The 23583-nt window shown below is 59.6% G+C and carries 22 protein-coding genes; 6 read left to right on the top strand and 16 right to left on the bottom strand.

Translation table 11 applies throughout. From position 1 onward, the window contains the following. Nucleotides 1–33 precede the first annotated feature (33 nt). The 3 genes from AC0ZWN_RS17180 to AC0ZWN_RS17170 form a co-directional block, all read right to left on the bottom strand. A complete protein-coding gene (locus AC0ZWN_RS17180; RefSeq protein ID WP_476335846.1) occupies nucleotides 34–957 on the bottom strand; it encodes an SdiA-regulated domain-containing protein in 924 nt (307 codons plus the stop codon). 268 nt (nucleotides 958–1225) lie between these two features. Next, entirely contained in the window at nucleotides 1226–1891 is a 666-nt protein-coding gene (locus AC0ZWN_RS17175) for a fumarylacetoacetate hydrolase family protein (protein WP_095186939.1), read from the bottom strand. 41 nt (nucleotides 1892–1932) lie between these two features. Beyond that, complete coding sequence (locus tag AC0ZWN_RS17170) at nucleotides 1933–3327, bottom strand: FAD-binding oxidoreductase (protein ID WP_257356567.1); 1395 nt, start codon at nucleotides 3325–3327, stop codon at nucleotides 1933–1935. Between the two features lie 206 nt (nucleotides 3328–3533). Between AC0ZWN_RS17170 and serA the strand changes: the two genes are divergently transcribed. Beyond that, nucleotides 3534–4763 (top strand): phosphoglycerate dehydrogenase, encoded by a 1230-nt coding sequence (serA, locus tag AC0ZWN_RS17165; protein WP_008085296.1) that lies wholly within the window; start codon nucleotides 3534–3536, stop codon nucleotides 4761–4763. A 62-nt stretch (nucleotides 4764–4825) separates the two neighbouring features. Here serA and AC0ZWN_RS17160 read toward each other — a convergent pair whose 3' ends face one another. Next, nucleotides 4826–5251 (bottom strand): DUF4399 domain-containing protein, encoded by a 426-nt coding sequence (locus tag AC0ZWN_RS17160; RefSeq protein ID WP_095049424.1) that lies wholly within the window; start codon nucleotides 5249–5251, stop codon nucleotides 4826–4828. Nucleotides 5252–5386: 135 nt separating this feature from the next. Here AC0ZWN_RS17160 and AC0ZWN_RS17155 point away from each other — a divergent pair, with 135 nt between their 5' ends. Next, the gene (locus tag AC0ZWN_RS17155) at nucleotides 5387–5950 is read left to right on the top strand and encodes a transporter substrate-binding domain-containing protein (protein ID WP_093429789.1); all 564 of its coding nucleotides are present in this window, start codon (nucleotides 5387–5389) and stop codon (nucleotides 5948–5950) included. Between the two features lie 285 nt (nucleotides 5951–6235). On the opposite strand, the gene AC0ZWN_RS17150 is transcribed toward AC0ZWN_RS17155, so the two are convergent. Both AC0ZWN_RS17150 and AC0ZWN_RS17145 read right to left on the bottom strand, forming a co-directional pair. Next, nucleotides 6236–6721 carry a 2-thiouracil desulfurase family protein gene (locus AC0ZWN_RS17150; RefSeq protein WP_476335845.1) on the bottom strand — a complete coding sequence of 162 codons (486 nt, stop codon included), beginning with the start codon at nucleotides 6719–6721 and terminating at the stop codon, nucleotides 6236–6238. A gap of 1 nt (nucleotide 6722) precedes the next feature. Next, entirely contained in the window at nucleotides 6723–7355 is a 633-nt protein-coding gene (locus AC0ZWN_RS17145; RefSeq protein WP_476335843.1) for a 2OG-Fe(II) oxygenase, read from the bottom strand. A 108-nt stretch (nucleotides 7356–7463) separates the two neighbouring features. Between AC0ZWN_RS17145 and AC0ZWN_RS17140 the strand changes: the two genes are divergently transcribed. Then, nucleotides 7464–8195, top strand: a complete 732-nt coding sequence (locus AC0ZWN_RS17140) for a DUF2059 domain-containing protein (protein ID WP_007913867.1) — start codon at nucleotides 7464–7466, stop codon at nucleotides 8193–8195. A 131-nt stretch (nucleotides 8196–8326) separates the two neighbouring features. On the opposite strand, the gene bipL is transcribed toward AC0ZWN_RS17140, so the two are convergent. Continuing rightward, nucleotides 8327–9274, bottom strand: a complete 948-nt coding sequence (gene bipL / locus AC0ZWN_RS17135; RefSeq protein ID WP_476335841.1) for a phospholipase BipL — start codon at nucleotides 9272–9274, stop codon at nucleotides 8327–8329. A 99-nt stretch (nucleotides 9275–9373) separates the two neighbouring features. Between bipL and AC0ZWN_RS17130 the strand changes: the two genes are divergently transcribed. Further along, nucleotides 9374–9952 (top strand): DUF6436 domain-containing protein, encoded by a 579-nt coding sequence (locus AC0ZWN_RS17130; RefSeq protein ID WP_476335839.1) that lies wholly within the window; start codon nucleotides 9374–9376, stop codon nucleotides 9950–9952. A gap of 102 nt (nucleotides 9953–10054) precedes the next feature. After that, complete coding sequence (locus AC0ZWN_RS17125; RefSeq protein WP_476335838.1) at nucleotides 10055–12466, top strand: penicillin acylase family protein; 2412 nt, start codon at nucleotides 10055–10057, stop codon at nucleotides 12464–12466. A gap of 197 nt (nucleotides 12467–12663) precedes the next feature. Here AC0ZWN_RS17125 and AC0ZWN_RS17120 read toward each other — a convergent pair whose 3' ends face one another. After that, entirely contained in the window at nucleotides 12664–13629 is a 966-nt protein-coding gene (locus AC0ZWN_RS17120; RefSeq protein ID WP_476335837.1) for a GlxA family transcriptional regulator, read from the bottom strand. 152 nt (nucleotides 13630–13781) lie between these two features. On the opposite strand from AC0ZWN_RS17120, the gene AC0ZWN_RS17115 reads away from it, so the two are divergent. Further along, nucleotides 13782–14423 carry an HD domain-containing protein gene (locus AC0ZWN_RS17115; protein WP_476335836.1) on the top strand — a complete coding sequence of 214 codons (642 nt, stop codon included), beginning with the start codon at nucleotides 13782–13784 and terminating at the stop codon, nucleotides 14421–14423. 141 nt (nucleotides 14424–14564) lie between these two features. Here AC0ZWN_RS17115 and AC0ZWN_RS17110 read toward each other — a convergent pair whose 3' ends face one another. The 8 genes from AC0ZWN_RS17110 to AC0ZWN_RS17075 all read right to left on the bottom strand — a co-directional run bounded on the left by AC0ZWN_RS17110 (nucleotide 14565) and on the right by AC0ZWN_RS17075 (nucleotide 23378). Beyond that, complete coding sequence (locus AC0ZWN_RS17110; RefSeq protein WP_034151963.1) at nucleotides 14565–15455, bottom strand: ABC transporter permease subunit; 891 nt, start codon at nucleotides 15453–15455, stop codon at nucleotides 14565–14567. Then, nucleotides 15452–16333 carry an ABC transporter permease subunit gene (locus AC0ZWN_RS17105; RefSeq protein WP_476335863.1) on the bottom strand — a complete coding sequence of 294 codons (882 nt, stop codon included), beginning with the start codon at nucleotides 16331–16333 and terminating at the stop codon, nucleotides 15452–15454. Before AC0ZWN_RS17105 ends, AC0ZWN_RS17110 begins: the two co-directional genes overlap by 4 nt. 35 nt (nucleotides 16334–16368) lie before the next feature. Next, on the bottom strand, nucleotides 16369–17511 hold the full coding sequence (locus AC0ZWN_RS17100; RefSeq protein ID WP_476335833.1) for an ABC transporter ATP-binding protein: 1143 nt from the start codon (nucleotides 17509–17511) through the stop codon (nucleotides 16369–16371). A 66-nt stretch (nucleotides 17512–17577) separates the two neighbouring features. After that, a complete protein-coding gene (locus AC0ZWN_RS17095; protein WP_095125825.1) occupies nucleotides 17578–18675 on the bottom strand; it encodes a polyamine ABC transporter substrate-binding protein in 1098 nt (365 codons plus the stop codon). A 187-nt stretch (nucleotides 18676–18862) separates the two neighbouring features. Beyond that, nucleotides 18863–19975 (bottom strand): polyamine ABC transporter substrate-binding protein, encoded by a 1113-nt coding sequence (locus AC0ZWN_RS17090; protein WP_007913851.1) that lies wholly within the window; start codon nucleotides 19973–19975, stop codon nucleotides 18863–18865. 172 nt (nucleotides 19976–20147) lie between these two features. Then, entirely contained in the window at nucleotides 20148–21512 is a 1365-nt protein-coding gene (locus AC0ZWN_RS17085) for an aspartate aminotransferase family protein (RefSeq protein ID WP_476335832.1), read from the bottom strand. Nucleotides 21513–21568: 56 nt separating this feature from the next. After that, nucleotides 21569–22927: a glutamine synthetase family protein gene (locus tag AC0ZWN_RS17080; RefSeq protein WP_099757459.1), complete on the bottom strand. Its 1359-nt coding sequence runs from the start codon at nucleotides 22925–22927 to the stop codon at nucleotides 21569–21571. Nucleotides 22928–23021: 94 nt separating this feature from the next. Continuing rightward, entirely contained in the window at nucleotides 23022–23378 is a 357-nt protein-coding gene (locus AC0ZWN_RS17075; RefSeq protein ID WP_139213374.1) for a gamma-glutamyl-gamma-aminobutyrate hydrolase family protein, read from the bottom strand. Nucleotides 23379–23583: the final 205 nt, after the last annotated feature.

Below are 23583 nucleotides of genomic sequence, written 5' to 3'. Positions count from 1 at the left end.
AATCAGACATGTCTGAAATTGCCGCGAGGACAGTTATTGCTGTTTCTCGAAGCGATAGAACAGGTTGGGCTCGCTGACCATGTACAGCGTACCTGCCTCGTCCATGGTCACGCCTTCGGCGCGGGGAATGGTGTTTTTCAGGCCATTGAAGCCGCCAAGCAGGGTCATGAAGCTGACCTGTTCGCCCTTCTCGTCCAGTTCCAGCAGCAGATGCGAGTCGGCGGACAGCACCAGTGTGTGCTGAGTGCGCGGGTCAATCGCCAAGGCCGAGAGGTTGCGAATATCCAGTTCATCACTGGCAAGTTTCTGCTTGTCGCCCTTGAGGGTCTGGCTGCCATCGCTTTTCCAGGTGAACAGCGCCGGTGGCCGCTCCTCACCGAGCAGCAATTGCTGGTTGTGGGAATCCCAGGTAATGGCTTCGAAGGCTTTGTTCTGGTCTTTCGACGGGCCGAGGTCGTATTTCGGGAAGTCGGCGATATTCAGCTCGCGAGTATCGGCATCGACTTTGACGATCGACAGCATGTGCTGGCGCTCGTCGACGATGGCCATCAAGCCGTTTTCCATCATCGTCAGGCCTTCCGGATTGCTCCAGCCCACCAGCGGCATTTTGCGCAGTAGATCGCCCTGTAACGTCAGTTCAGCGAGAAACGGGTTCTTGCCCATCACCGAGAACAGCGTTTTGGTCTGCGGGTTGTACGCCAGATCCGAAGCCTCGTCCTTCTCCATACTCTTCAGCGGTTTGGCATCGATGACCACCCGATAGTCCGGCAGCCAGATGCTTTCCTTCTGCTCGGCCTGGCTTTCAAAGCGCTCCTGCAGCCAAAGCACACCGCGATCATCCCAATGCATGGCAAACGCCAAGGCATATGCCGCGGCAAGCACCAGCAACAGCCAGACATACCAGCGCAGGGCGAAACGTGAACGGCGGGTGGGTTTGAGCTGAGTTTGAGATGACATCGAGGGACGCGTTCCGAAAATTCAGGCTATGGGTAATAGCACAAAGAGGCCGGCTCAGACGCCAGAATGAGAGGAATTATCCGTACAGGATGTGAAAAAAACGGCAAATGGCGGGATTGCCGTGTGTTGCCAGCGATCTTCAGGGCAGCACAAAACAATGTGGGAGCGAGCTTGCTCGCGAAGGCAGAGTGTCAGTCGACATCTTTGTTGACTGACAAAATGCTTTCGCGAGCAAGCTCGCTCCCACAGGGGATTTGCAGTGTGGTGGTTAGCGCACGCTGCTGTTGAAGCTGCTCGCGCCGACCAGTTCGAGGACGATGTCATCGCCAACGTTCAGCGGGCCGACGCCCACTGGCGTGCCGGTGAGGATCACGTCACCGGCCTGCAGCGAGAAGCAGCCGGCCATGTGCTGGATCATCGGCACGATCGGGTTGAGCATCGCGCTGCTGTTGCCGTCCTGACGCACTTCGCCGTTGATGGTCAGGCGAATGCCGATGTCGGTCAGGTCAGCAAAGGTGCTGCCGACCACGAACGGTGCAAGCACCGCCGCGCCGTCGAACGATTTGGCGATTTCCCACGGCAGACCCTTGGCTTTCAGCTCGGCCTGTTTGTCGCGCAGGGTCAGATCGAGCGCCGGGGCGAAACCGGAAATGGCATCGAGCACTTCTTCACGGCTCGGTTTGGTCGACAACGGTTTGCCGATCAACACGGCGATTTCCGCTTCGTAGTGCACCGAACCGCGTTCGGTCGGAATGCTGAAACCGCCTTCCAGCGGCACCACACAACTGCCCGGCTTGATGAACAGCAACGGCTCGGTAGGCACCGGATTGTCCAGTTCCTTGGCGTGTTCGGCGTAATTGCGGCCAATGCACACGACTTTCCCGATCGGGAAGTGAATGCGCGTACCGTCGACGTACTGGTGCTGATAGCTCATTTACCGACTCCTGCCTTCATTGATTCATCAAAGATTGTCGATCAAACCGCAAAAATCTTGCCCGGGTTCATGATGCCGTTCGGGTCGAACACCGCTTTCACCGCTTTCATGTACTCGATCTCGACCGGAGAGCGGCTGTAGGTCAAGTAATCGCGCTTTGTCATGCCCACGCCGTGCTCGGCGGAGATCGAACCGTTGTACTTCTCGACGGTTTCGAACACCCACTTGTTGACGGTCGCGCATTTGGCGAAGAACTCGTCCTTGCTCAGGTTATCCGGCTTGAGAATGTTCAAGTGCAGGTTGCCGTCGCCGATGTGGCCGAACCAGACGATTTCGAAGTCCGGATAGTGTTCGCCGACGATCGCGTCGATTTCCTTCAGGAACGCTGGCACTTTCGACACGGTGACCGAGATGTCGTTCTTGTACGGCGTCCAGTGCGAGATGGTTTCGGAGATGTACTCGCGCAGCTTCCACAGATTCTGCAGCTGGGTTTCACTCTGGCTCATCACACCGTCCAGCACCCAGCCCTGTTCGACGCAGTGTTCGAAGGTTTCCAGTGCGCTGTTGGCCACTTCTTCGGTGGTAGCTTCGAATTCCAGCAATGCATAGAACGGGCAGTCGGTCTCGAACGGCGCCGGCACGTCGCCACGGCCCATGACTTTGGCCAGGGCCTTGTCGGAGAAGAATTCGAACGCGGTCAGGTCGAGCTTGCCCTGGAAAGCGTGTAGCACCGGCATGATCGAGTCGAAATCGGCGGTGCCGAGGACCATCGCGGTGAGGTTTTTCGGCGCACGATCCAGACGCATGGTCGCTTCGACGACGAAACCGAGGGTGCCTTCAGCGCCGATGAACAGCTGACGCAGGTCGTAACCGGTGGCGTTCTTGATCAGGTCTTTGTTCAGTTCCAGCACATCGCCCTTGCCGGTGACGACTTTCATGCCGGCCACCCAGTTGCGTGTCATGCCGTAGCGAATCACCTTGATTCCGCCGGCATTGGTGCCGATATTGCCGCCAATCTGACTGGAACCTGCCGAGGCGAAGTCGACCGGGTAGTACAAGCCTTTTTCTTCGGCAACGTTCTGCAAATGCTCGGTGACCACGCCCGGCTGACACACGGCAGTGCGGTCGGTGAGGTTCACGTCGAGAATCTGATTCATGTAGTCGAAGGAGACGACCACTTCGCCGTTGGCCGCCACCGCAGCGGCGGAAAGCCCGGTGCGCCCGCCCGACGGCACCAGCGCAATCTTGTGGGTGTTGGCCCAACGCACCACGGCCTGCACTTGCTCGATGGTCTTGGGAAACACGATGGCGCTTGGCGACGGGGCGAAGTGCTTGGTCCAATCCTTGCCGTACGCATTCAGGGAGTCGGCGTCGGTCAGGACCTTGCCAGGCTCGACCAGGGTCTTCAGTTCATCAATCAGGGCAGGATTGGTCATCGACAGAACTCTCGAACAATTCATGGTCATCCTGAGAACGCTTCACGTCGCAGGAATGAGTGTTTAGCGGGGAGGCTATGCTAGCATACCGACCCCGCAGGCCAGTGCCCAAGGCCAGTTCTGCGGTAACGGCTTTCCTGCCGTTTGGGTCAGCTCCAGGCTGCTCCCCTCCCTGCCATTTTTCTCCGGGATACAGGTTTACGCAGATGAGCAAGACTTCTCTCGATAAGAGCAAGATCAAGTTCCTTCTTCTCGAAGGCGTCCACCAATCGGCTGTCGACGTCCTCAAGGCGGCGGGCTACACCAGCATCGAATACCTGACAGGTTCCTTGCCGGAAGCCCAGCTCAAGGAAAAGATCGCTGACGCTCACTTCATCGGCATTCGTTCGCGCACCCAACTGACCGAAGAGATCTTCGATCACGCGAAGAAGCTGGTAGCGGTCGGCTGTTTCTGCATCGGCACCAACCAGGTTGACCTGAGTGCTGCCCGCGAGCGCGGTATCGCCGTGTTCAACGCGCCATACTCCAACACCCGCTCCGTTGCCGAGCTGGTGCTGGCCGAAGCGATCCTGCTGCTGCGCGGCATCCCTGAGAAAAACGCTTCCTGCCACCGTGGCGGCTGGATCAAGTCCGCAGCCAACTCCTTCGAGATCCGTGGCAAGAAACTCGGAATCGTCGGCTACGGCTCGATCGGTACTCAGCTGTCGGTTCTGGCTGAGGGCCTGGGCATGCAGGTGTACTTCTATGACACCGTGACCAAGCTGCCGCTGGGCAACGCGACTCAGATCGGCAGCCTGACCGAGCTGCTGGGCATGTCCGACATCGTCACCCTGCACGTTCCGGAAACCGCTGCGACCCAGTGGATGATCGGCGAGAAGGAAATCCGCGCCATCAAGAAGGGCGGCATCCTGATCAACGCCGCGCGCGGCACCGTGGTCGAACTGGACGCCCTGGCGGACGCGATCAAGGACAAGCACCTGATCGGCGCGGCCATCGACGTGTTCCCGGTGGAGCCACGCTCCAACGACGAAGAGTTCGAAAGCCCGCTGCGTGGCCTCGACAACGTGATCCTGACCCCGCACATCGGTGGTTCGACCGCCGAAGCGCAAGCCAACATCGGTCTGGAAGTGGCAGAGAAACTGGTCAAGTACAGCGACAACGGTACCTCCGTTTCGTCGGTGAACTTCCCGGAAGTGGCCCTGCCGGCTCACCCTGGCAAGCACCGCCTGCTGCACATCCACGAGAACATCCCGGGTGTGATGAGCGAGATCAACAAGGTCTTCGCCGAAAACGGCATCAACATTTCCGGTCAGTTCCTGCAGACCAACGAGAAGGTTGGCTACGTGGTGATCGACGTCGACGCCGAGTACTCGGATCTGGCGCAAGAGAAGCTGCAGCACATCAACGGCACTATCCGTAGCCGCGTGTTGTTCTGATCAAGCGTTGAGCGACAAAAAAAGGGAGCCTTCGGGCTCCCTTTTTCATGCACGCCGAAACGTTATTCGACGTTGACGGTGATTTTCTTCGAGACGATTGGCGGATCGAATGCCATGTGACCGCTGTCGCCAAGTTCCAGCTGCAAGGTGTGTTTGCCAGGGGCGAGCTTGATGTCAGCCTGGGTCTGCGCCTTGCCGAAGTGCATATGGTTGGCATCGGTAGGGACAACCGAACCGGCAGGAACAATTTCCTTGGCGTCGATCAGCAGGTGATGGTGACCGGTGTTCTTGGTGACGTCACCGGCCGGCGCCAGTGCGATGCCCTTGGTACCGAATTTGACGGTGAAGGTCTGCGAAACCGTGGCCCCGTCTTCGGGAGAAACGATGAACACTTCGGCGCCCTTCGGGGCCGGAGTAGCCGCACTGGCCAGTACCGAAACACCCATCAGCACACCCGCCAGCGCTGCACGTGACATAAAGCTTTTCATTTTCTTCTCCAGTTTTTCCGTAAAATCCGCAGGGTCATGACAACTTCATGACCATTCGTTGTCGAAGGCACTCGACAACCATAGCAAAGCGAGCCTCACTCAGAGCGTCGCGATAATGATTTCAAAGGAGTGACCATGCGCTTTCTGCCTGGCCTGATCTGCCTGCTACCCCTTCTGAGCCCTTTGGCTCACGCCGAACTGATTGATGACGTCAATGACCGTGGCGAGCTGCGCATTGCCCTTGAGGCTAATACACCGCCCTTCAATTTCAAGGATGGCGACACACTCACGGGGTTCGAGGTCGAGCTTGGGCAACTGCTGGCCAACGAGCTGGATGTGCGCGCCGACTTCATCGTCACTGACGAAGCCGACCTGCTCCAGGGCGTTGAAAGCGGCAAGTACGACGTTGCGCTCAACCACATAGCACTGACACCCGAACTCAAGGATCGTTTCGACTTCAGCGAGCCGTACGGCAAGGTCGATTCGCAGCTGCTGGCGAAGAAGGATGAGCAGCCACGGCCGATGGTGCTGGTGCAGGCGTTGACGGAAGAGAAGCCGAAAGCGGCAGCGCCGGTGGATTTGGCGATTCCGTTCCAGAAGGGTAATCCGGCGTTTCAGGCCAGTCTTGCGAGCGCGATGGAGCGGATCAAGGCGGATGGACGTTTGGCGGCGCTGACTGAGAAGTGGTTGAAACCTTAAAGCCCCTCACCCTGGCCCTCTCCCAGAAAGAGAGGGGACTGATTGGGGGATGCTTTAGAGGTACGCCGACCTGGGATTGCTATACCGAATCCGAAATCGACTGGTCATGGCTTTGTCGAAGCCATAATCGATCGGTCATGGCTGTGTCGAATCCATAGTCGATCGGTCATGGCTGTGTCGAATCCATAATCGACAAGGTGTTTCAGGTCGATGGACAGCGCCAGACACCTCGGTCGGCCCCCTCTCCCTCCGGGAGAGGGCTGGGGTGAGGGCAACGATTCCGGATCAGCCCAAAGCCGCCAGAGCCACCGCCGCCTCAGGCAATTCAAGCTCACTGAACACCTGCACACCATGGCGCTTGAGCAGCGCAGCCGTCACGCCCTCTCCATTGACTTTGACGCCACTGAACGTCCCGTCATACGTCAGCAAATTCCCGCAGGAGGGACTGTTGGCTTTCAATACTGCTACGCGAATGCCGTGCTTCTGCACCAGCTCCAGCGCCTGCCACGCGCCATCCAGAAACTGCGCACTGACATCCTCGCCTTCGGTGGTCATGACCGAGGCAATGCCATCCAGCACTTCACCACCCTGCCCGCCCGGAATCTCCGCCGCCGCCCGTGGCGTCGGCAATCCGCCAGCGACCTCAGGACACAACGGCACCACACGCCCTTCAACAATCCACTGTTCGAGCAGATCGAACGGCCCGCTCGCGCCACCGTCGTAACGCACGCGATGGCCCAACAGGCAGCGGCTGACCAGAATCTTTTCCATCTCAGAACGGCTCGTTGCCACGGCGGCGGAACCAGCCGGTCAGCGACAGGCGCTCGCGGTTCGCCGGCAGCACTTCATGAGGCACTTCACCGGAAAGGAACACCACCAGGCAACCGCCGGTAGGCTGCACGTCTTGCACGCGCTCATCGCTCAGGTACATTCGCAATTGACCGCCATCCTCCGGCAGCCAGGCATCATTGAGGTAGACCACCACTGACACCATGCGCTTGTCATCGTCGCGAAAACGGTCGACATGCCTGCGATAGAACGCGCCCGGCGGATACAGCGCGAAATGGCATTCAAAATCCTCAAGCCCGAGAAACAGGCCACGGTTAAGCGCCTCACGCAGGCTTTCCATCAAGTTCAGATAACGGTCGCTGGCCTCGGCCTGGCCGGGGTCGATCCACTGAATGTGGTCGCCACGAATCCCCTCGCGTATCTCCGAAAACGGCCCACGCCCCACCGCCGCCGGCGCCAGTTCACCTTCGGCCTCACGTTTACGGCACTCGGCTGCCAGCTCACGGGTCAAACCGGCGGGCAGGAATATGTTCTGCTGCGACCAGCCGTGGTCGGCCAGGTCGTCGACGATGCGTAACAGCAGTGGGTGTTCAGAGGATATTTGCATGGCGCGCATAGTATGTCGGCGGCAAGAAATCCGACAGAGCCACGCGGCGGCTTGCTACGAATTCTCGACAAGTACCGGCACCGCACGGAGAATAGTCCGCTGCTGACAGGAGTCCCTATGCGCCGTTTGCTTTTTTCACTGTTGATGTTCTGCGTTTTGCCCGCCTGGGCGGACGGCCACGATCAGTTGTACAAGGTCGCCGGCTGGCCAGATCAACGTGCGCATTTCAATGACGCCCTGACCGCCGCGCAGCAGCGCTACCAGAACAGCCTGCCGCCCGCCGTGTTTCAGGCACTGGTGAACAACAGCAACCAGCGCTTCGCCCCGCAAGCTGTGGATCAACGCGCCGAGGCGCAACTGCGGCAAAAGCTCGCTGATCCAAAACCGGCCCTGACTTTCTTTCAATCGCCGCTGGGCAAGAAAATTGTCGCGGCTGAATTGCTCGCCACCCGTCGCGATCAACTGGCGAAAAATGCCAAGGGCTTGCCGAAGATGCAGGCCAGCGACAGCCGTCTGCTGATCATTGGCCACCTCGCTCAGGCCTTGCCGGCGCGTGAGGCCGGCGCCGAAGTGAGCCTGGCGATTGCCGGCGTGGCGGCGGACAGTTTGAGTTCGATGATCCCGGGATTGCTCGGTGGCGGTCAGGCGCAGGGCATGCTCAATGGTCAGCGCCAGCGTTTGATGGATCAGATTGGCGCGGACATGAACAACACGCTGCTCTACGTGTATCGCGACTTGTCGGATGAAGAGCTGGAGGAGTTTGCGACATTTGCCGAATCGACTGAGGGCAAGGCTTATTACCAGGCAGCGTTGGCGGCGATTCGCGCGGGGTTGGCGGTCGGGCAATGATCCTTGTTGCCTGACAAACCGCCTTCGCGAGCAAGCTCACTCCCACATTGGATCTTCAGCGGACACAAAATTTGTGAGCATCCTGCCCCCCTGTGGGAGCGAGCTTGCTCGCGAAGGGGCCCTAACAGGCGCTAGAGATTCCGGCCCCTGATGCGCTTGCTCAGAAACTCGAAATACTCTTCCCGCATCTCCGCCGTTTCATTCGCCAGATGATGCCGCGCCTCGGCCAGCAACAGGATCTGCGGCCGGTCGAACTTCCACTTCATCACCTGCAAATTGTGCTGCCAGTCCACCGTCATGTCCGCCTGTCCCTGAATGATCAGCGGCCGTCGCGGACTTTTTTTCGCGTGCTCGACGCGGATGATCCAGCGTGACAGCGCGCCCACCCATTTGGTCGGCAAGCGCCGTGGCTGCAACGGATCGGCCTGGAGAAACGGCAGGAAATCCGGGTCATTGGAATTCTCGCTAAAGCGTCGCGTGACCCCCCGAACGAAAGGCCGGAGCAGGTAATAACTGAATTGCGACCAGCCCCATGCCCTTGGACGCACCAGCGGCGCCAGCAAAATCACCTGGCCTTGCGCCGGGCTGTTTTCGCCATGGTTGAGCAGGTGATCAACCACAATCGCCCCGCCGGTGCTTTGCCCGCACAAGTGCCACGGCTGCGGCAACGCGATCGACTGCGCCTCGGCGAACAACGCTTGCAGGACGTCCTGGTATTCAGAGAAATCGCGGATGCTCGCACGCGGCCCGCTCGACAGACCATGCCCCGGCAAATCACAGGCGATTACCGCAAAGTCTTGATCCAGCGCCCACTCGATCACATGCCGATACAGCCCGGTGTGATCGTAGTAACCGTGCAGCAAAAACAGCGTCGCCTTGACCTTCTCCGGCCACCAGCAATGGCTGACCACTTCATAGCCATCGACCTCGAAACGGCCCATGCCACGCCAGACATCGCGATGGGGAAAGTCGGTCTGGTAGAAGCGCTGGTAGGCCTTGGCCTCGTCCGACAACGGCTGCCACTCGGCCAAAGGCTTGAGGCTGGCGCGGATTTGATCGGAGTCGAAAGTGGCAGGCATGCGGAAATTCCAAAGCGGTAAACAGACTTTATCGGCCTGCGATATTCATCTGTCGGAGCAAGCATGGCAAGCTAGCCCACCTCTTCTGGAACGAAAACCATGCGTTCGCCCTACCGCACCGCACTGTTTGCCAGCCTGCTCGCGTTGATTTGCGCCGGGGTATTGTGGGCGGCGTACGACTGGTTTCAGGGGCGTTATCTGCGCGCGTTCAGCGAACACACGGCGGTGTTTTCCGGTGATCCGCTGCGCCTGCCGGACAGTCTCGCCGGCCCCGGCAAGATTCGTCTGGTGCACTTCTGGGACCCGGCCTGCCCGTGCAACGTCGGCAATCAACAGCACCTGACCGAGATGGTCGAGCGGTTTGGCGCCAAAGGCGTGGAGTTCTTCGCCGTGCAGAAAACCGGCAGCCACGGTCAGTTGCCCGCGACCCTCAGCAGTCTGAAAACCATCACGATATTGCCCGGCTCCGAACAGGTTCCGGCCAGCCCGGCCGTGGCGATCTGGGATCGCAGCGGCAAACTGGCGTACTTCGGCCCGTACAGTGAAGGCCTGACCTGCAATTCCAGCAACAGCTTTATCGAACCGATTTTGAATGCCCTGACGGAGGATCGCCCGGTCAATGCCACGCACACCCTGGCGGTCGGTTGTTATTGCACGTGGCCGGTGGAAACGCCGTAAGGCATTCCGGACTTTTCAAGGACAGCGCTGCACGGCACAGAAGGTCTGTGCTAATTGTTTGCAGCCCGACGGGCGGCATTCCCGCATGCACAAGGAGTCACCATGAAGCGCGTGTTCACCGTACTTGGCTTGCTCATCGTTGTTCTGCTTGCCGGCGTCGGCTGGTATGTCTACAGCAAACAACCCACACGCCAGGGCCAGGTTGAACTGCGCAACCTGCAAGGTTCGGTGATCGTGCGCTATGACGAGCGGGGCGTGCCACACCTGCGCGCCGAGAACGAAACCGACCTCTACCGCGCCCTCGGCTATGTGCATGCCCAGGATCGCCTGTTCCAGATGGAAGCCATGCGCCGCCTCGCTCGCGGCGAACTGGCCGAAGTGCTCGGGCCGAAACTGCTCGACACCGACAAACTCTTCCGCAGCCTGCGCATCCGCGAACGCGCGGCCAGTTACGTCGCCAGTCTCGATAAACAGTCACCGGCGTGGAAGGGCCTACAAGCCTATCTGGATGGTATTAACCAATATCAGGACACCCACGCCGCACCGATCGAGTTTGACGTGCTGGGCATCCCCAAACGACCGTTCACGGCAGAAGACAGCATCAGCGTCGCCGGCTATATGGCCTACAGCTTTGCGGCGGCGTTTCGCACCGAGCCGTTGCTGACCTATGTGCGCGATCAACTCGGCGCTGATTACCTCAAGGTCTTCGATCTCGACTGGCAACCAAACGGTGTGCTGGCCAACGGTCACGCCAAACCTGCGCCGGTCCTCGCCGCCGGCGACTGGAAAGACCTCAACGCCCTCGCCCGCCTCAGCGAACAGGCGCTGATCGACCAAGGCCTGCCGCAGTTCGAAGGCAGCAACGCCTGGGTCATCGCCGGCAGCCGCAGCCAGAGTGGCAAGCCACTGCTGGCGGGTGATCCGCACATTCGCTTTTCGGTGCCGTCGGTGTGGTACGAGGCGCATTTGTCGGCGCCGGGCTTCGAGCTTTACGGCCATCATCAGGCGCTGGTGCCGTTCGCGTTTCTGGGACACAACCTGGATTTCGGCTGGAGCCTGACCATGTTCCAGAACGACGATCTGGACCTGATCGCCGAGAAGGTCAATCCGGATAACCCGAATCAGGTCTGGTATCGCGGCCAGTGGACCGACATGGTCGTCACCCAACAGCAGATCAATGTAAAGGGCCAGCCGCCGGTCACCCTCACCCTGCGCCAATCGTCCCACGGCCCGATCGTCAATGATGCCCTCGGCACCGCTGCCGGCAAAACGCCGATCGCCATGTGGTGGGCCTTCCTCGAAACGCCGAACCCGATCCTCGAAGGCTTCTACCAGCTCAACCGCGCCGACACCCTGGCCAAGGCCCGCACCGCTGCCGCGAAAGTGCAGGCACCGGGGCTGAACCTGGTTTACGCCAACGCCAAGGGCGATATCGCCTGGTGGGCCTCGGCACTGCTGCCCAAGCGTCCGGCCGGGGTGCGGCCGGAATTCATTCTCGACGGCAGCGGCAATCAGGCCGACAAGGACGGTTTCTACCCGTTCAGCGCCAACCCGCAGGAAGAGAACCCGGCGCGCGGCTATATCGTCTCGGCTAACTTCCAGCCGCTGTCGCCGACCGGCATGGAGATTCCCGGTTACTACAACCTCGCCGATCGCGGCCAGCAACTCAATCGCCAGCTCAGCGACAAGAGCGTGAAGTGGACCAACGAGGCCAATCAGAAACTGCAACTGGGCACCGCCACCGGCTACGGCCCGCGCTTGCTGGCGCCATTGCTGCCGGTGCTGCGTGAGGTGGTGAGCGATCCGGCGCAACTGAAACTGGTCGAGCAACTGGCGCAGTGGCCGGGCGACTATCCGCTGGACTCAGTCAATGCGACTGTGTTCAACCAGTTCCTCTACGACCTAGCCGATGCAGCGATGCGTGATGAGTTGGGCAATGATTTTTTCGACACGCTGCTGGCGACGCGAGTGATCGATGCGGCGCTGCCGAAGCTGGCGGCGAACGCCGATTCACCGTGGTGGGATAACCGCAACACGCCGAACAAGGAGACCCGCGCCGATGTCGTGCGCGCGGCGTGGCAGGCGAGCATGCAGCACCTGAAGCTGACCCTCGGCGATAACTCTGCCGAGTGGAAATGGGGCACTGCGCACACGCTGACTCACGGCCATCCGTTGGGACAGCAGAAGCCGTTGGAGCGGATTTTCAATGTCGGGCCGTTTGCGGCGCCGGGCAGTCATGAAGTGCCGAACAACCTGTCGGCGAAGATCGGGCCTGCGCCTTGGCCGGTGACTTATGGGCCGTCGACGCGGCGCTTGGTGGATTTTGCCGATCCTGCACACGGCCTGACGATCAACCCGGTCGGGCAGAGCGGTGTGCCGTTCGACAGCCACTATGACGATCAGGCTGAGGCGTATGTCGACGGGATTTATGTGCAGGCGCATTTCAATGCCGAAGAGGTGACGGCGAATACGCGCAGTACCTTGAAGCTGTTGCCGGCGCGGGCAGCGCCTTAAAAGCCCCTCACCCTAACCCTCTCCCGGGGGGAGAGGGGACTGACCGAGGTGTCTTTTGTCATACATCGACCTGAAAGAACGGTGTCGATTATGGATTCACAACCGCTCGCTCAGGTCGGCGTATCTCGCCAATATCCCCCAATCGGCCCCCCTCTCCCTATGGGCGGTCCGACGTTTCGGGAGGGCTGGGGTGAGGGTTAAAGCAGCACCGCAAAATTCAGCCGAAACTGCTGCGGCGTAACCCCCAACCGCCGGTTGAACACCCCGCGCATATGCTGCGCATCCCGAAACCCGCACTGATACGCCACCGTCTTCAACGGCGCCGCCGTGCTTTCCAGCATCACCCGCGCCGCATCCACCCGCGCCCGCTCGACGAACTCCGCCGGGGTGACTTTGGCTTCCCGGGCAAACACCCGCGAGAAATTGCGCGCACTCATGTTCGCCGCATTGGCCAGATCGGCAATCGTCAGATCGCCCGTCAGATTGGCCAGCACATACAACTGCACCAGCGCCACCGCCGATGTCGGTTCCGCGTGCGGTGTGAGGAACGGGCTGAACTGCGATTGCCCACCGGAACGCTGGGTGAACACCACCAGACGCTTGGCCACGCTCAGCGCCACTTCAGCGCCATGATCCCGCGCCAGCAGGTACAGCGACAGATCAATCCCCGCCGTGACCCCGGCCGAGGTGTAGAGCGTGCCGTCCTCGACATACAAGCGATCCGCTTCGACCTGCGTCGTCGGACACAACTGCGCCAACGCGACGGCGTCGTTCCAGTGCGTGGTGACGGTGCGCCCGTCCAGCAAACCGGCCCGGGCCAGCATGAACGCGCCGTTGCAGATCGAACCGAAGCGCTGCGCCCGTGCACAGGCCTCACGCAGCCAACCGTCGAACGTCGCGCCGAAATCCATGAAGGGTAATTGCGGCCCACCGGCGACCAGCAGCAGATCGTAGGCGTCGAGTGCTTCGCTGAAATGCCGATGGGCATTCAGGGTCAAACCGTTGGAGCAGGCCATCGGCCCGTGCACGACGCCGATTACTTCGAGCCGATAGTGATTCTCGGGTGCCAGGAAGCGATTAGCCTCGGCGAACACATCCATCGGGCCGCTGACGTCCAGCGACTGCACGCCGGGGAACACGACGATGGCGACGGTTTTGGTCATGGCGGCAAAGCTCCTTTGGGTCTGACCCGAGTTGGCACGATTTGCAGGTGGATTGGCAAGGATCGCAGCCATGCATCGATTGTCCGCTTCCAGCGCCAGGAACAGACTTTCCCCATCAGCGCCACAACGGCGTTTCAGTGAGGAAACTTGCCATGACCACAACCATCGCCGGCATCAAAATCCCTGACAGCGCCCTCGCCCGGGCCACCACCGAATACATCCGCGACATCGAATCCGACCTGCTCTACCACCACTCGCACCGGGTCTTTCTGTTCGGCGCGTTGAGCGGCGAGCGCCAGCAACTGGCCTACAACCCGGAGCTGCTGTACGTCGGCGCAATGTTCCATGACCTCGGTCTGGTCGAAGGTCACCGCAGTGATGATGAGCGCTTCGAAGTGGACGGTGCCAACGCAGCGGCGGCGTTTCTCAAACCGTACGGGTTGAGCGATGACGACATCGAACAGGTGTGGCTGTCGATTGCCCTGCACACCACGCCGGGCGTGCCGAAGCATCTGCGCCCGACCGTAGCGCTGGTCACCGCTGGTGTGGAAATGGATGTACTGGGGATGGATTACGCAGCGTTCAGCACTGTGCAGCGCGAAGCGGTGGTGCATGCGCACCCGCGTGGGGACGGTTTCAAGGAGTGCATTATCTGCGCGTTTGCCGATGGCTTGCGGCATCGTCCGCAGACGACGTTTGGCAATGTGAAGACTGATGTCCTGAAGGATCAGCAGCCGGGGTTCAAGCCGATGAACTTTGTTGAAGTCATCCGCCAATCTCCCTGGACGGCATAAATCCCATTGTAGGAGTGAGCCTGCTCGCGATAGCGGTGTGTCAGCTGAAAACTTCCTGGCCGATACACCGCTATCGCGAGCACGCTCACTCCTACATTTGAATTTGGGTTGGCCTCTAGGTTAAGGCCAACCCGATATTGCTTACGCCGCTTCCGGCGCCGGGGCGCGACGCACGTCCGGCTGCTTCCACGAATCGGCTGCGCTTTCTTCGATGGCTTGCTGGATGGCTTTCTTGCGCGCTTCTTCGGCACGGCGGCTGAAGAACCAGACCATGAAGGTCACGATCGACACCGCCAGCAGAATCAGACTGGCCACCGCGTTGATCTCAGGCTTCACGCCCAGACGCACTGCCGAGAACACTTCCATCGGCAGGGTTGTCGACCCCGGACCGGAGACGAAGCTCGCCAGCACCAGATCATCCAGCGACAGCGCGAACGACATCATGCCGCCCGCCGCCAGCGACGGCGCGATCATCGGGATGGTGATCAGGAAGAACACCTTCCACGGCCGTGCACCGAGGTCCATGGCCGCTTCTTCGATCGACAGGTCCAGCTCACGCAGACGCGCCGACACCACCACCGCCACATACGCCGCGCAGAACGTGGTGTGGGCGATCCAGATGGTGACGATGCCACGTTCCTGCGGCCAGCCGATCATCTGCGCCATGGCCACGAACAGCAGCAACAGCGACAGACCGGTGATCACTTCCGGCATCACCAACGGCGCTGTGACCAGACCGCCGAACAGCGTGCGGCCCTTGAAGCGGGTGATACGGGTCAGCACGAACGCTGCCAGCGTACCCAGCGCCACCGCGGCGACCGCGGTGTAGCAGGCGATTTCCAGCGAGCGCAACACCGAGCCCATCAGTTGCGTGTTGTCGAGCAGGCCGACGTACCACTTGATCGACCAGCCGCCCCACACCGTCACCAGTTTCGAGGCGTTGAAGGAGTAGATCACCAGGATCAGCATCGGCAGGTAGATGAACAACAGACCGATGACCAGCATCAGGCTGGAGAAACGGATGCGCTTCATTCTTTGCCCTCCATTTCTTTGGCCTGACTGCGGTTGAACAGGATGATCGGCACAATCAGGATCGCCAGCATCACCACCGCCAGCGCGGACGCCACCGGCCAGTCACGGTTGTTGAAGAACTCTTGCCACAGCACCTTGCCGATCATCAGGGTTTCCGGACCGCCAAGCAGTTCCGGGATCACGAACTCACCGACCACGGGGATAAACACCAGCATGCAGCCGGCAATGATGCCGTTCTTGGACAGCGGAATAGTGATCTTCCAGAAGCTGTTGAAAGTACTCGAGCCGAGGTCCGAAGCCGCTTCGAGCAGACTGTTGTCGTGCTTCACCAGGTTGGCGTACAGCGGCAGGATCATGAACGGCAGGTACGAATAAACAACACCGATGTACACCGCCAGGTTGGTGTTGAGGATTTGCAGCGGCTCGTCGATGAGCCCCATGCTCATCAGGAAACCATTGAGCAAACCGTTGTTGCTGAGGATGCCCATCCACGCGTAAACGCGGATCAGGATCGCGGTCCAGGTCGGCATCATGATCAGCAATACCAACACCGTTTGCATTTCTTTACGGGCGGTGGCGATGGCGTAGGCCATCGGGTAGCCGATCAGCAGACAGAGGACGGTGCTGATGAACGCCATCTTCAACGAGCCGAGGTAAGCGGCGATGTACAACTCGTCGCCCGCCAGCATCGCGTAGTTGCCCAGGTTCAGCAGCAGTTGCAGCTTCTGCTCGGCGTACGTGTAGATCTCGGTGTACGGCGGGATGGCCACGTCGGCTTCGGCGAAGCTGATCTTCAGGACGATGAAGAACGGCAACATGAAGAACAGAAACAGCCAGATGAACGGAACCCCGATGACCAGTTGCCGGCCATTGGGGATTATTCGGTTGATGCGACGTTTGAATTTGCGCATGTTCATGAGCGAAGTACCACGCCGCTGTCGTCTTCCCACCACACGTAGACCTGATCACCCCAGGTCGGACGCGCGCCGCGACGTTCAGCGTTGGCCACAAACGACTGCACCAGTTTGCCGCTCGGCAATTCAACGTAGAACACCGAGTGCCCGCCGAGGTAGGCGATGTCGTGCACCTTGCCGCTGGACCAGTTGTACTCGCAGGTCGGCTGGTCGGCGGTGACCAGCAGCTTCTCCGGGCGGATCGCGTAGGTCACGGACTTGTCCTGCACCGAGGTGCTGATGCCGTGGCCGACGTAGATCTGCCGATCGAGATCCTTACAGGTGATGGTCGCGTGGCCTTCGGCGTCGTCGATCACTTCACCTTCGAAGATGTTGACGTTACCGATGAATTCGCAGACCAGACGGCTGGTCGGGGTTTCGTAGATGTCGATCGGGCTGCCGATCTGGGCGATCCAGCCCAGGTGCATGATCGCGATGCGCTCGGCCATGGTCATGGCCTCTTCCTGGTCGTGGGTCACCATCACGCAGGTCACGCCGACGCGCTCGATGATTTCCACCAGTTCCAGCTGCATCTGCGAACGCAGTTTCTTGTCCAATGCGCCCATCGGCTCATCGAGCAGCAGCAACTTCGGTCGCTTGGCCAGCGAACGTGCCAGCGCCACACGCTGACGCTGACCGCCCGACAATTGATGCGGCTTGCGCTTGGCGTACTGGCTCATCTGCACCAGCTTGAGCATCTCGGCCACACGGGCATCGACCTCGGCCTTGGGAATCTTGTCCTGCTGCAAGCCGAAGGCGATGTTCTGCGCCACGGTCATGTGCGGGAAGAGAGCGTACGACTGGAACATCATGTTGATCGAACGTTCGTACGGCGGCATGTCGGTGATGTCGACGCCGTCGAGGAAAATGCGCCCCTCCGTGGGCCGTTCGAACCCTGCCAGCATCCGCAGCAGAGTGGATTTGCCCGATCCCGAGCCGCCGAGCAAGGCGAAGATCTCGCCCTTCTTGATTTCCAGGGACACATCGTCCACGGCAATCGTCTCGTCGAACTTCTTCGTGACCCGGTCGATTTTGACCAACACCTGTTTCGGTGTCTGGTCGCCCTCGAGGGCTTTCTTATAGGCGCCGGAGGCAACTGCCATTTACGAAACTCCCAGAAAAAAACAATGCAGTTCGCCCCGCAAGGCGAACCCAGGATAGTGTGTGCCTTACATCCCCGACTTGACCTTGGTCCAGCTGCGGGTCATCAGACGCTGAATGTTCGGTGGCAACTCGGTCGATACGTAGGCCTTGTCGATAACGGCCTGCGGTGGATACACCGACGCATCGGTGCGGATGGATTGCTCCATCAACTTGTCCGAACCCGGGTTGGGGTTGGCGTAACCGACGTAATCACTGACCTGAGCGATCACCTCAGGTTTCAGCAGATAGTTGATGAAGGCATGGGCCTGCTTCACGTTCGACGAATCCTTGGGGATTGCCAGCATGTCGAACCACAATGCGCCACCCTCTTTCGGCACCGTGTAGGCGATGTTCACGCCCTTCTTGGCTTCGGCTGCGCGGTTCTTCGCCTGGAAGATATCGCCGGAGAAACCGATGGCCACACAGATGTCGCCGTTGGCCAGATCACCGATGTATTTCGACGAGTGGAAGTAGGTCACGTAAGGACGCACCGCGAGCAATTTGTCGGTGGCTTTTTCGTAGTCCTTCGGATTGGTGCTGTTGGCATTCAGGCCCAGATAGTTGAGCACGGTCGGCATCATTTCATCCGCCGAATCGAGGAATGCCACGCCGCAGCTTTGCAGCTTCTTGATGTTCTCAGGCTCGAACAAAACGCCCCACGAATCGATCTTGTCGACACCCAGTACAGCCTTCACTTTATCGACGTTGTAACCAATGCCGTTGGTGCCCCACAGGTACGGCACGGCGTACAGGTTGCCCGGATCGTTCTGCTCCAGACGCTTGAGCAGCGCCGGGTCGAGATTGGCGTAGTTCGGCAGTTGCGCACGGTCAAGCTTCTGGAACGCCCCCGCCTTGATCTGCTTGCCGAGGAAGTGGTTCGACGGCACGACCACGTCGTAACCGGTACGCCCGGCCAGTAGCTTGCCTTCCAGGGTTTCGTTGGAATCGAAGACGTCGTAGACCGGTTTGATCCCGGTTTCTTTCTGGAAATCGGCCAGCGTGGTCTCGCCGATGTAATCGGACCAGTTATAAATATGCACCGTACCGGCGGCCTGGGCTCCGACAGCGATCGTCAGGCCGGCAGTGGCCAGCAGGGCTTTGCGCAAAGAAGAAAAAATAGGCAAGTGGAGGTCCTCTAAATTAGTTGGGCCCAAGTTGCCCCGCGCTGCATGACAGCCATGGCTGCCCGGCAACAAAACCGGCGCGCAACTTACCCTCGAAAAACCGTTCCTGCAAAACTTCCTGTCATTTAATTAATCCGCTGGCCGCCCTCGCGGGGACGACGGCCAGCGGTTGTTGCGTCAAACCGGCTTATTTACCGGATTTGATCTTGGTCCAGCTGCGAGTGATCAGGCGCAGGGTCGCTGCGTCCAGATCGCTGATCGCATAGAGCTGTTTCTTCACTTCAGCCGACGGGTAGATGCTCGGATCGCTGGTGATGTCCTTGTCCACCAGTGGCGTGGCAGCTTTGTTGCCGTTCGGGAAACGCACGGCGTTGGTGATGCCGGCCATCACTTGTGGCTCAAGCAGGTAGTTCATGAACTTGTAGGCGGCTTCGACGTTTTCGGCATCCTTGGGAATGGCGACCATGTCGTAGAACGTGCCAGCACCTTCTTTTGGAATGGTGTAGGCCAGCTTGACCTTGTCTCCGGCTTCCTGGGCGCGGGTCTTGGATTGTTCCAGGTCACCCGAGTAACCGACGGCGACGCAGATGTTGCCGTTGGCCAGGTCGGAGATGTACTTGGAGGAGTGGAAGTAGGCAACCGAAGGACGAATCTTCAGGAACAAGTCTTCGGCGGCTTTCAGGTCAGCCTTGTCCTTGCTGTTGGTCGGCTTGCCCAGATAGTGCAACGCCGCCGGAATCATTTCGGTCGGTGCGTCGAGGAAGCTTACGCCGCAGCTTTTGAGCTTCTCGATGTTTTCAGGCTTGAACACCACGTCCCAGGAATCGATCTTGTCGATGCCCAGCGCTGCCTTGACCTTGGCCGGGTTGTAGCCGATGCCGATCGAGCCCCACATGTACGGGAACGCGTGCTTGTTGCCTTGGTCGCTGGCATCGCCAACAGCCTTGAGCAGGTCTTCGTCGAGGTTCTTCCAGTTTGGCAGCTTGGACTTGTCCAGCTCCTGGTAAACACCGGCCTTGATCTGCTTGGCGAGGAAGTTATTGGAAGGCACCACAATGTCGTAACCGGACTTGCCGGCCAGCAGCTTGGCTTCCAGGGTTTCGTTGCTGTCGAAGACGTCATAGACGACTTTGATCCCGGTGGCTTTTTCGAAGTTGGCCACAGTGTCCGGGGCGATGTAGTCGGACCAGTTGTAGACGTGCAACACCTTGTCGTCCGCCTGAGCCGCAGCCGCCATGACTCCCATCAGGGACATGGCGAGCAGAGTCTTGCCAGCGAGCTTTTTGCCTAATGCCTTCATGCGTTAATGCTCCAAATTTTTCTTTTTTGAACCACTTTGTTCAGCGGCCGAACCCGGACAACTGGAACCGCGGTTAGTCTGGCAAGATCCGAGGCGGTCTTTCAAGAAAAGACCAGCCTTTCTGACAGCTTTGAGCGCGAGCGCCACGGCTCCCCCGCTCAAAGCCTAGCACTTAGCCCTGCAACGCACTGAGGGTCAGGTCCAGACACTTGCGTGCCTTGGTCACCAGCTCATCGATCTCGGCTTTGCTGATCACCAGCGGCGGCGCGATGATCATGGTGTCGCCCACAGCGCGCATGATCAGGCCGTTGTCGAAGCAGAACTGGCGGCAGATCATGCCGACGCCCTTGCCTTCATAACGCTTGCGCGTGGCCTTGTCCTGCACCAGCTCGATCGCGCCCAACAGACCGACTCCGCGAACTTCACCCACCAACGGGTGATCGTTCAGTTCCCGCAGACGTTTCTGCAAATACGGTGCCGTTTCGTTGTGCGCGTTCTCGATAATTTTTTCGTCGCGCAGGATGCGGATGTTTTCCAGGCCCACTGCTGCTGCCACCGGGTGACCGGAGTAAGTAAAGCCGTGGTTGAAATCGCCGCCTTCGTTGAGCACCGCCACAACGGAGTCGCGAACGATCAGGCCACCCATCGGGATGTAGCCGGAAGTCAGGCCTTTGGCGATGGTCATCATGTCGGGCGCAAGGTCGTAGAAATCGCTACCGAACCACTCACCGGTACGGCCGAAACCACAAATCACTTCGTCGGCGACGAAGAGGATGTCGTACTTGGCGAGGATTTCCTTGATGCGCGGCCAGTAGGTATCGGGCGGAATGATCACGCCGCCGGCGCCCTGGATCGGCTCGGCAATAAAGGCACCGACGTTGTCGACGCCGACTTCGAGAATCTTCTCTTCCAGCTGGTTGGCCGCCCAGATACCGAACTCTTCCGGGGACATGTCGCCACCCTCGGCGAACCAGTACGGCTGCGCGATATGAACGATGCCCGGGATCGGCAAGTCGCCTTGTTCGTGCATATACGTCATGCCACCGAGGCTCGCGCCGGCTACGGTCGAACCGTGATAACCGTTCTTGCGGCTGATGATGACTTTCTTGTTCGGCTGGCCCTTGATCGCCCAGTAGTGGCGAACCATACGCAGCATGGTGTCGTTGCCTTCGGAGCCGGAACCGGTGAAGAACACATGGCTCATGCCTTCCGGCGCCACGTCGGCGATTGCCTTGGCCAGTTCCAGCGCTGGCGGGTGCGCGGTCTGGAAGAACAGGTTGTAGTACGGCAGTTCGCGCATTTGTTTGGCGGCGGCATCGGCCAGCTCATCACGACCATAACCGATAGCCACGCACCACAGACCAGCCATGCCGTCGAGAATCTTGTTGCCTTCGCTGTCCCACAGGTAAACGCCCTTGGCGTTGGTAATGATCCGCGGGCCCTTCTCTTTCAGTTGTTTGAAGTCACTGAACGGGGCCAGGTGGTGATCATTGCTGAGTGCTTGCCACTCGCGGGTTTGCGGGTTGTTGCTGGTCATGCCAATTCTCCTTGTTATCGGTGAAGGCGCGGCTGCTGCCAGCCGCGCCCGGCGTATCAGACGGCGAAGAGCAGGTACTCACGCTCCCAGGAACTGATCACGCGCTTGAAGTTTTCATGCTCGGCCCGTTTTACCGCGACGTAGCCAGTGATGAAGGTTTTGCCCAGGTACTTCTCGATGGTCGCGCTGTTTTCCATACGTTCCAGCGCGTCTTCGATGGTCAGTGGCAAGCGCAGGTTGCGGCGCTCATAGCCTCGCCCCACTACCGGCGCGCTCGGGTTCAGGCCTTCGATCATGCCGATGTAGCCGCAGAGCAGGCTCGCGGCAATCGCCAGGTACGGGTTGGCGTCGGCGCCCGGCAAGCGGTTTTCCACACGGCGGTTCTGCGGGCCGGCATCCGGTACGCGCAGGCCAACGGTGCGGTTCTCTTCGCCCCACTCGACGTTCACCGGTGCCGAGGTATCTGGCAGGAAGCGGCGGAACGAGTTGACGTTGGGTGCGAACAGCGGCAGCAATTCCGGGATCAGTTTCTGCAGGCCACCGATGTGGTGCAGGAACAACTGGCTCATGGTTCCGTCTTCATTGGAGAAGACGTTCTTGCCGGTTTCGATGTCGATGATGCTTTGGTGCAAGTGCATCGCGCTGCCCGGCTCGCCGGTCATTGGCTTGGCCATGAAAGTCGCGGCCACGTCGTGCTTGAGTGCGGCTTCGCGCATGGTGCGTTTGAACACCAGAATCTGGTCGGCCAGCGACAGCGCGTCGCCGTGACGGAAGTTGATTTCCATCTGCGCCGTGCCGTCTTCGTGGATCAGCGTGTCGAGGTCCAGCTCCTGCAGTTCGCACCAGTCGTAGACGTCTTCGAACAGCGGATCGAATTCGTTCGCCGCTTCAATGGAGAACGACTGACGCCCGATTTCCGGACGGCCCGAGCGGCCAATCGGAGGCTGCAACGGATAGTCAGGGTCGTCGCTGCGCTTGGTCAGGTAGAACTCCATTTCCGGCGCGACGATCGGCTGCCAGCCCTTGTCGGCATAGAGCTTCAGAACTTTCTTGAGAACGTTGCGCGGCGACAGCTCGATCGGGTTGCCCTGCTTGTCGTAGGTGTCGTGGATTACCTGGGCGGTCGGCTCGATGGCCCACGGCACCAGGTACACGGCGTTCTGGTCGGGGCGGCAGATCATGTCGATGTCGGCCGGGTCGAGCAGTTCGTAATAGATGTCGTCTTCGACGTAGTCGCCGGTTACGGTCTGCAACAGCACGCTTTCTGGCAGGCGCATGCCTTTTTCGGCGATGAACTTGTTGGTCGGCGAAATCTTGCCCCGGGTGATACCGGTCAAGTCGGCGATCATGCATTCGACTTCTGTGATCTTGTGGTCTTTCAACCAATCGGTGAGCTGGTCGAGGTTGTTACTCATAAATGCCTCTGGGCTGAGTCTCCTGACAGGATGTCAGGCAAAGTTTGACGCTTTGAGCGTCGCGTTAAAGGGGGCTTGCTCGCGCAGTACCGGCTTACGCCTGGCACCGCGCATAGACAATGAAAGAGGAGCTTACCTGCCCTTTACGCTGGCGTTGCATTTCCTGTGCACAGACGAGGCGTGCAGAATCATGAGCACGGCTGGGCACGCGACACAGGCTTTGGGAGTGAAAGCGATCTATATTGGAAGGGGACGCCATAAACAGGATGCTGTCCCGTACGTCCAGAATATCGGACGCTTGCGCTTGAGCGACCATGGACGGGAACATCGTCGGCAACGGTTCAGCCATGCTGGCTGCGCTACGGACGGATTTTTCGCCACTGATGTGATGAGCATGCAGACCGGACTGTTGCGAGCAGTCGGTGATGCCGATTAACGGCAGGCGAGACATGAAGCACCCCGGTATTATTGCTGTTATGGGTTTGATCGGAGCTTAGCCTTGTTCATTTTTTTACACAACACCCCCGTAAAAAATACAACACGGCCTGCTCAAGCCCGCGGGTGGCAAGCTCCCTCAGCACAGAAAACTGCCCAAAAATGCCCCATAAATGCCCTCGCAGCGCTTTTTTAGGGCAAAAAAGGCCTCGCTTGACTTC

Source organism: Pseudomonas sp. 3B-A001-10F (assembly GCF_056313565.1).
The sequence above is the reverse complement of the archived record's forward strand: the minus strand, read 5'-3'. Positions and strand labels throughout refer to the sequence as shown.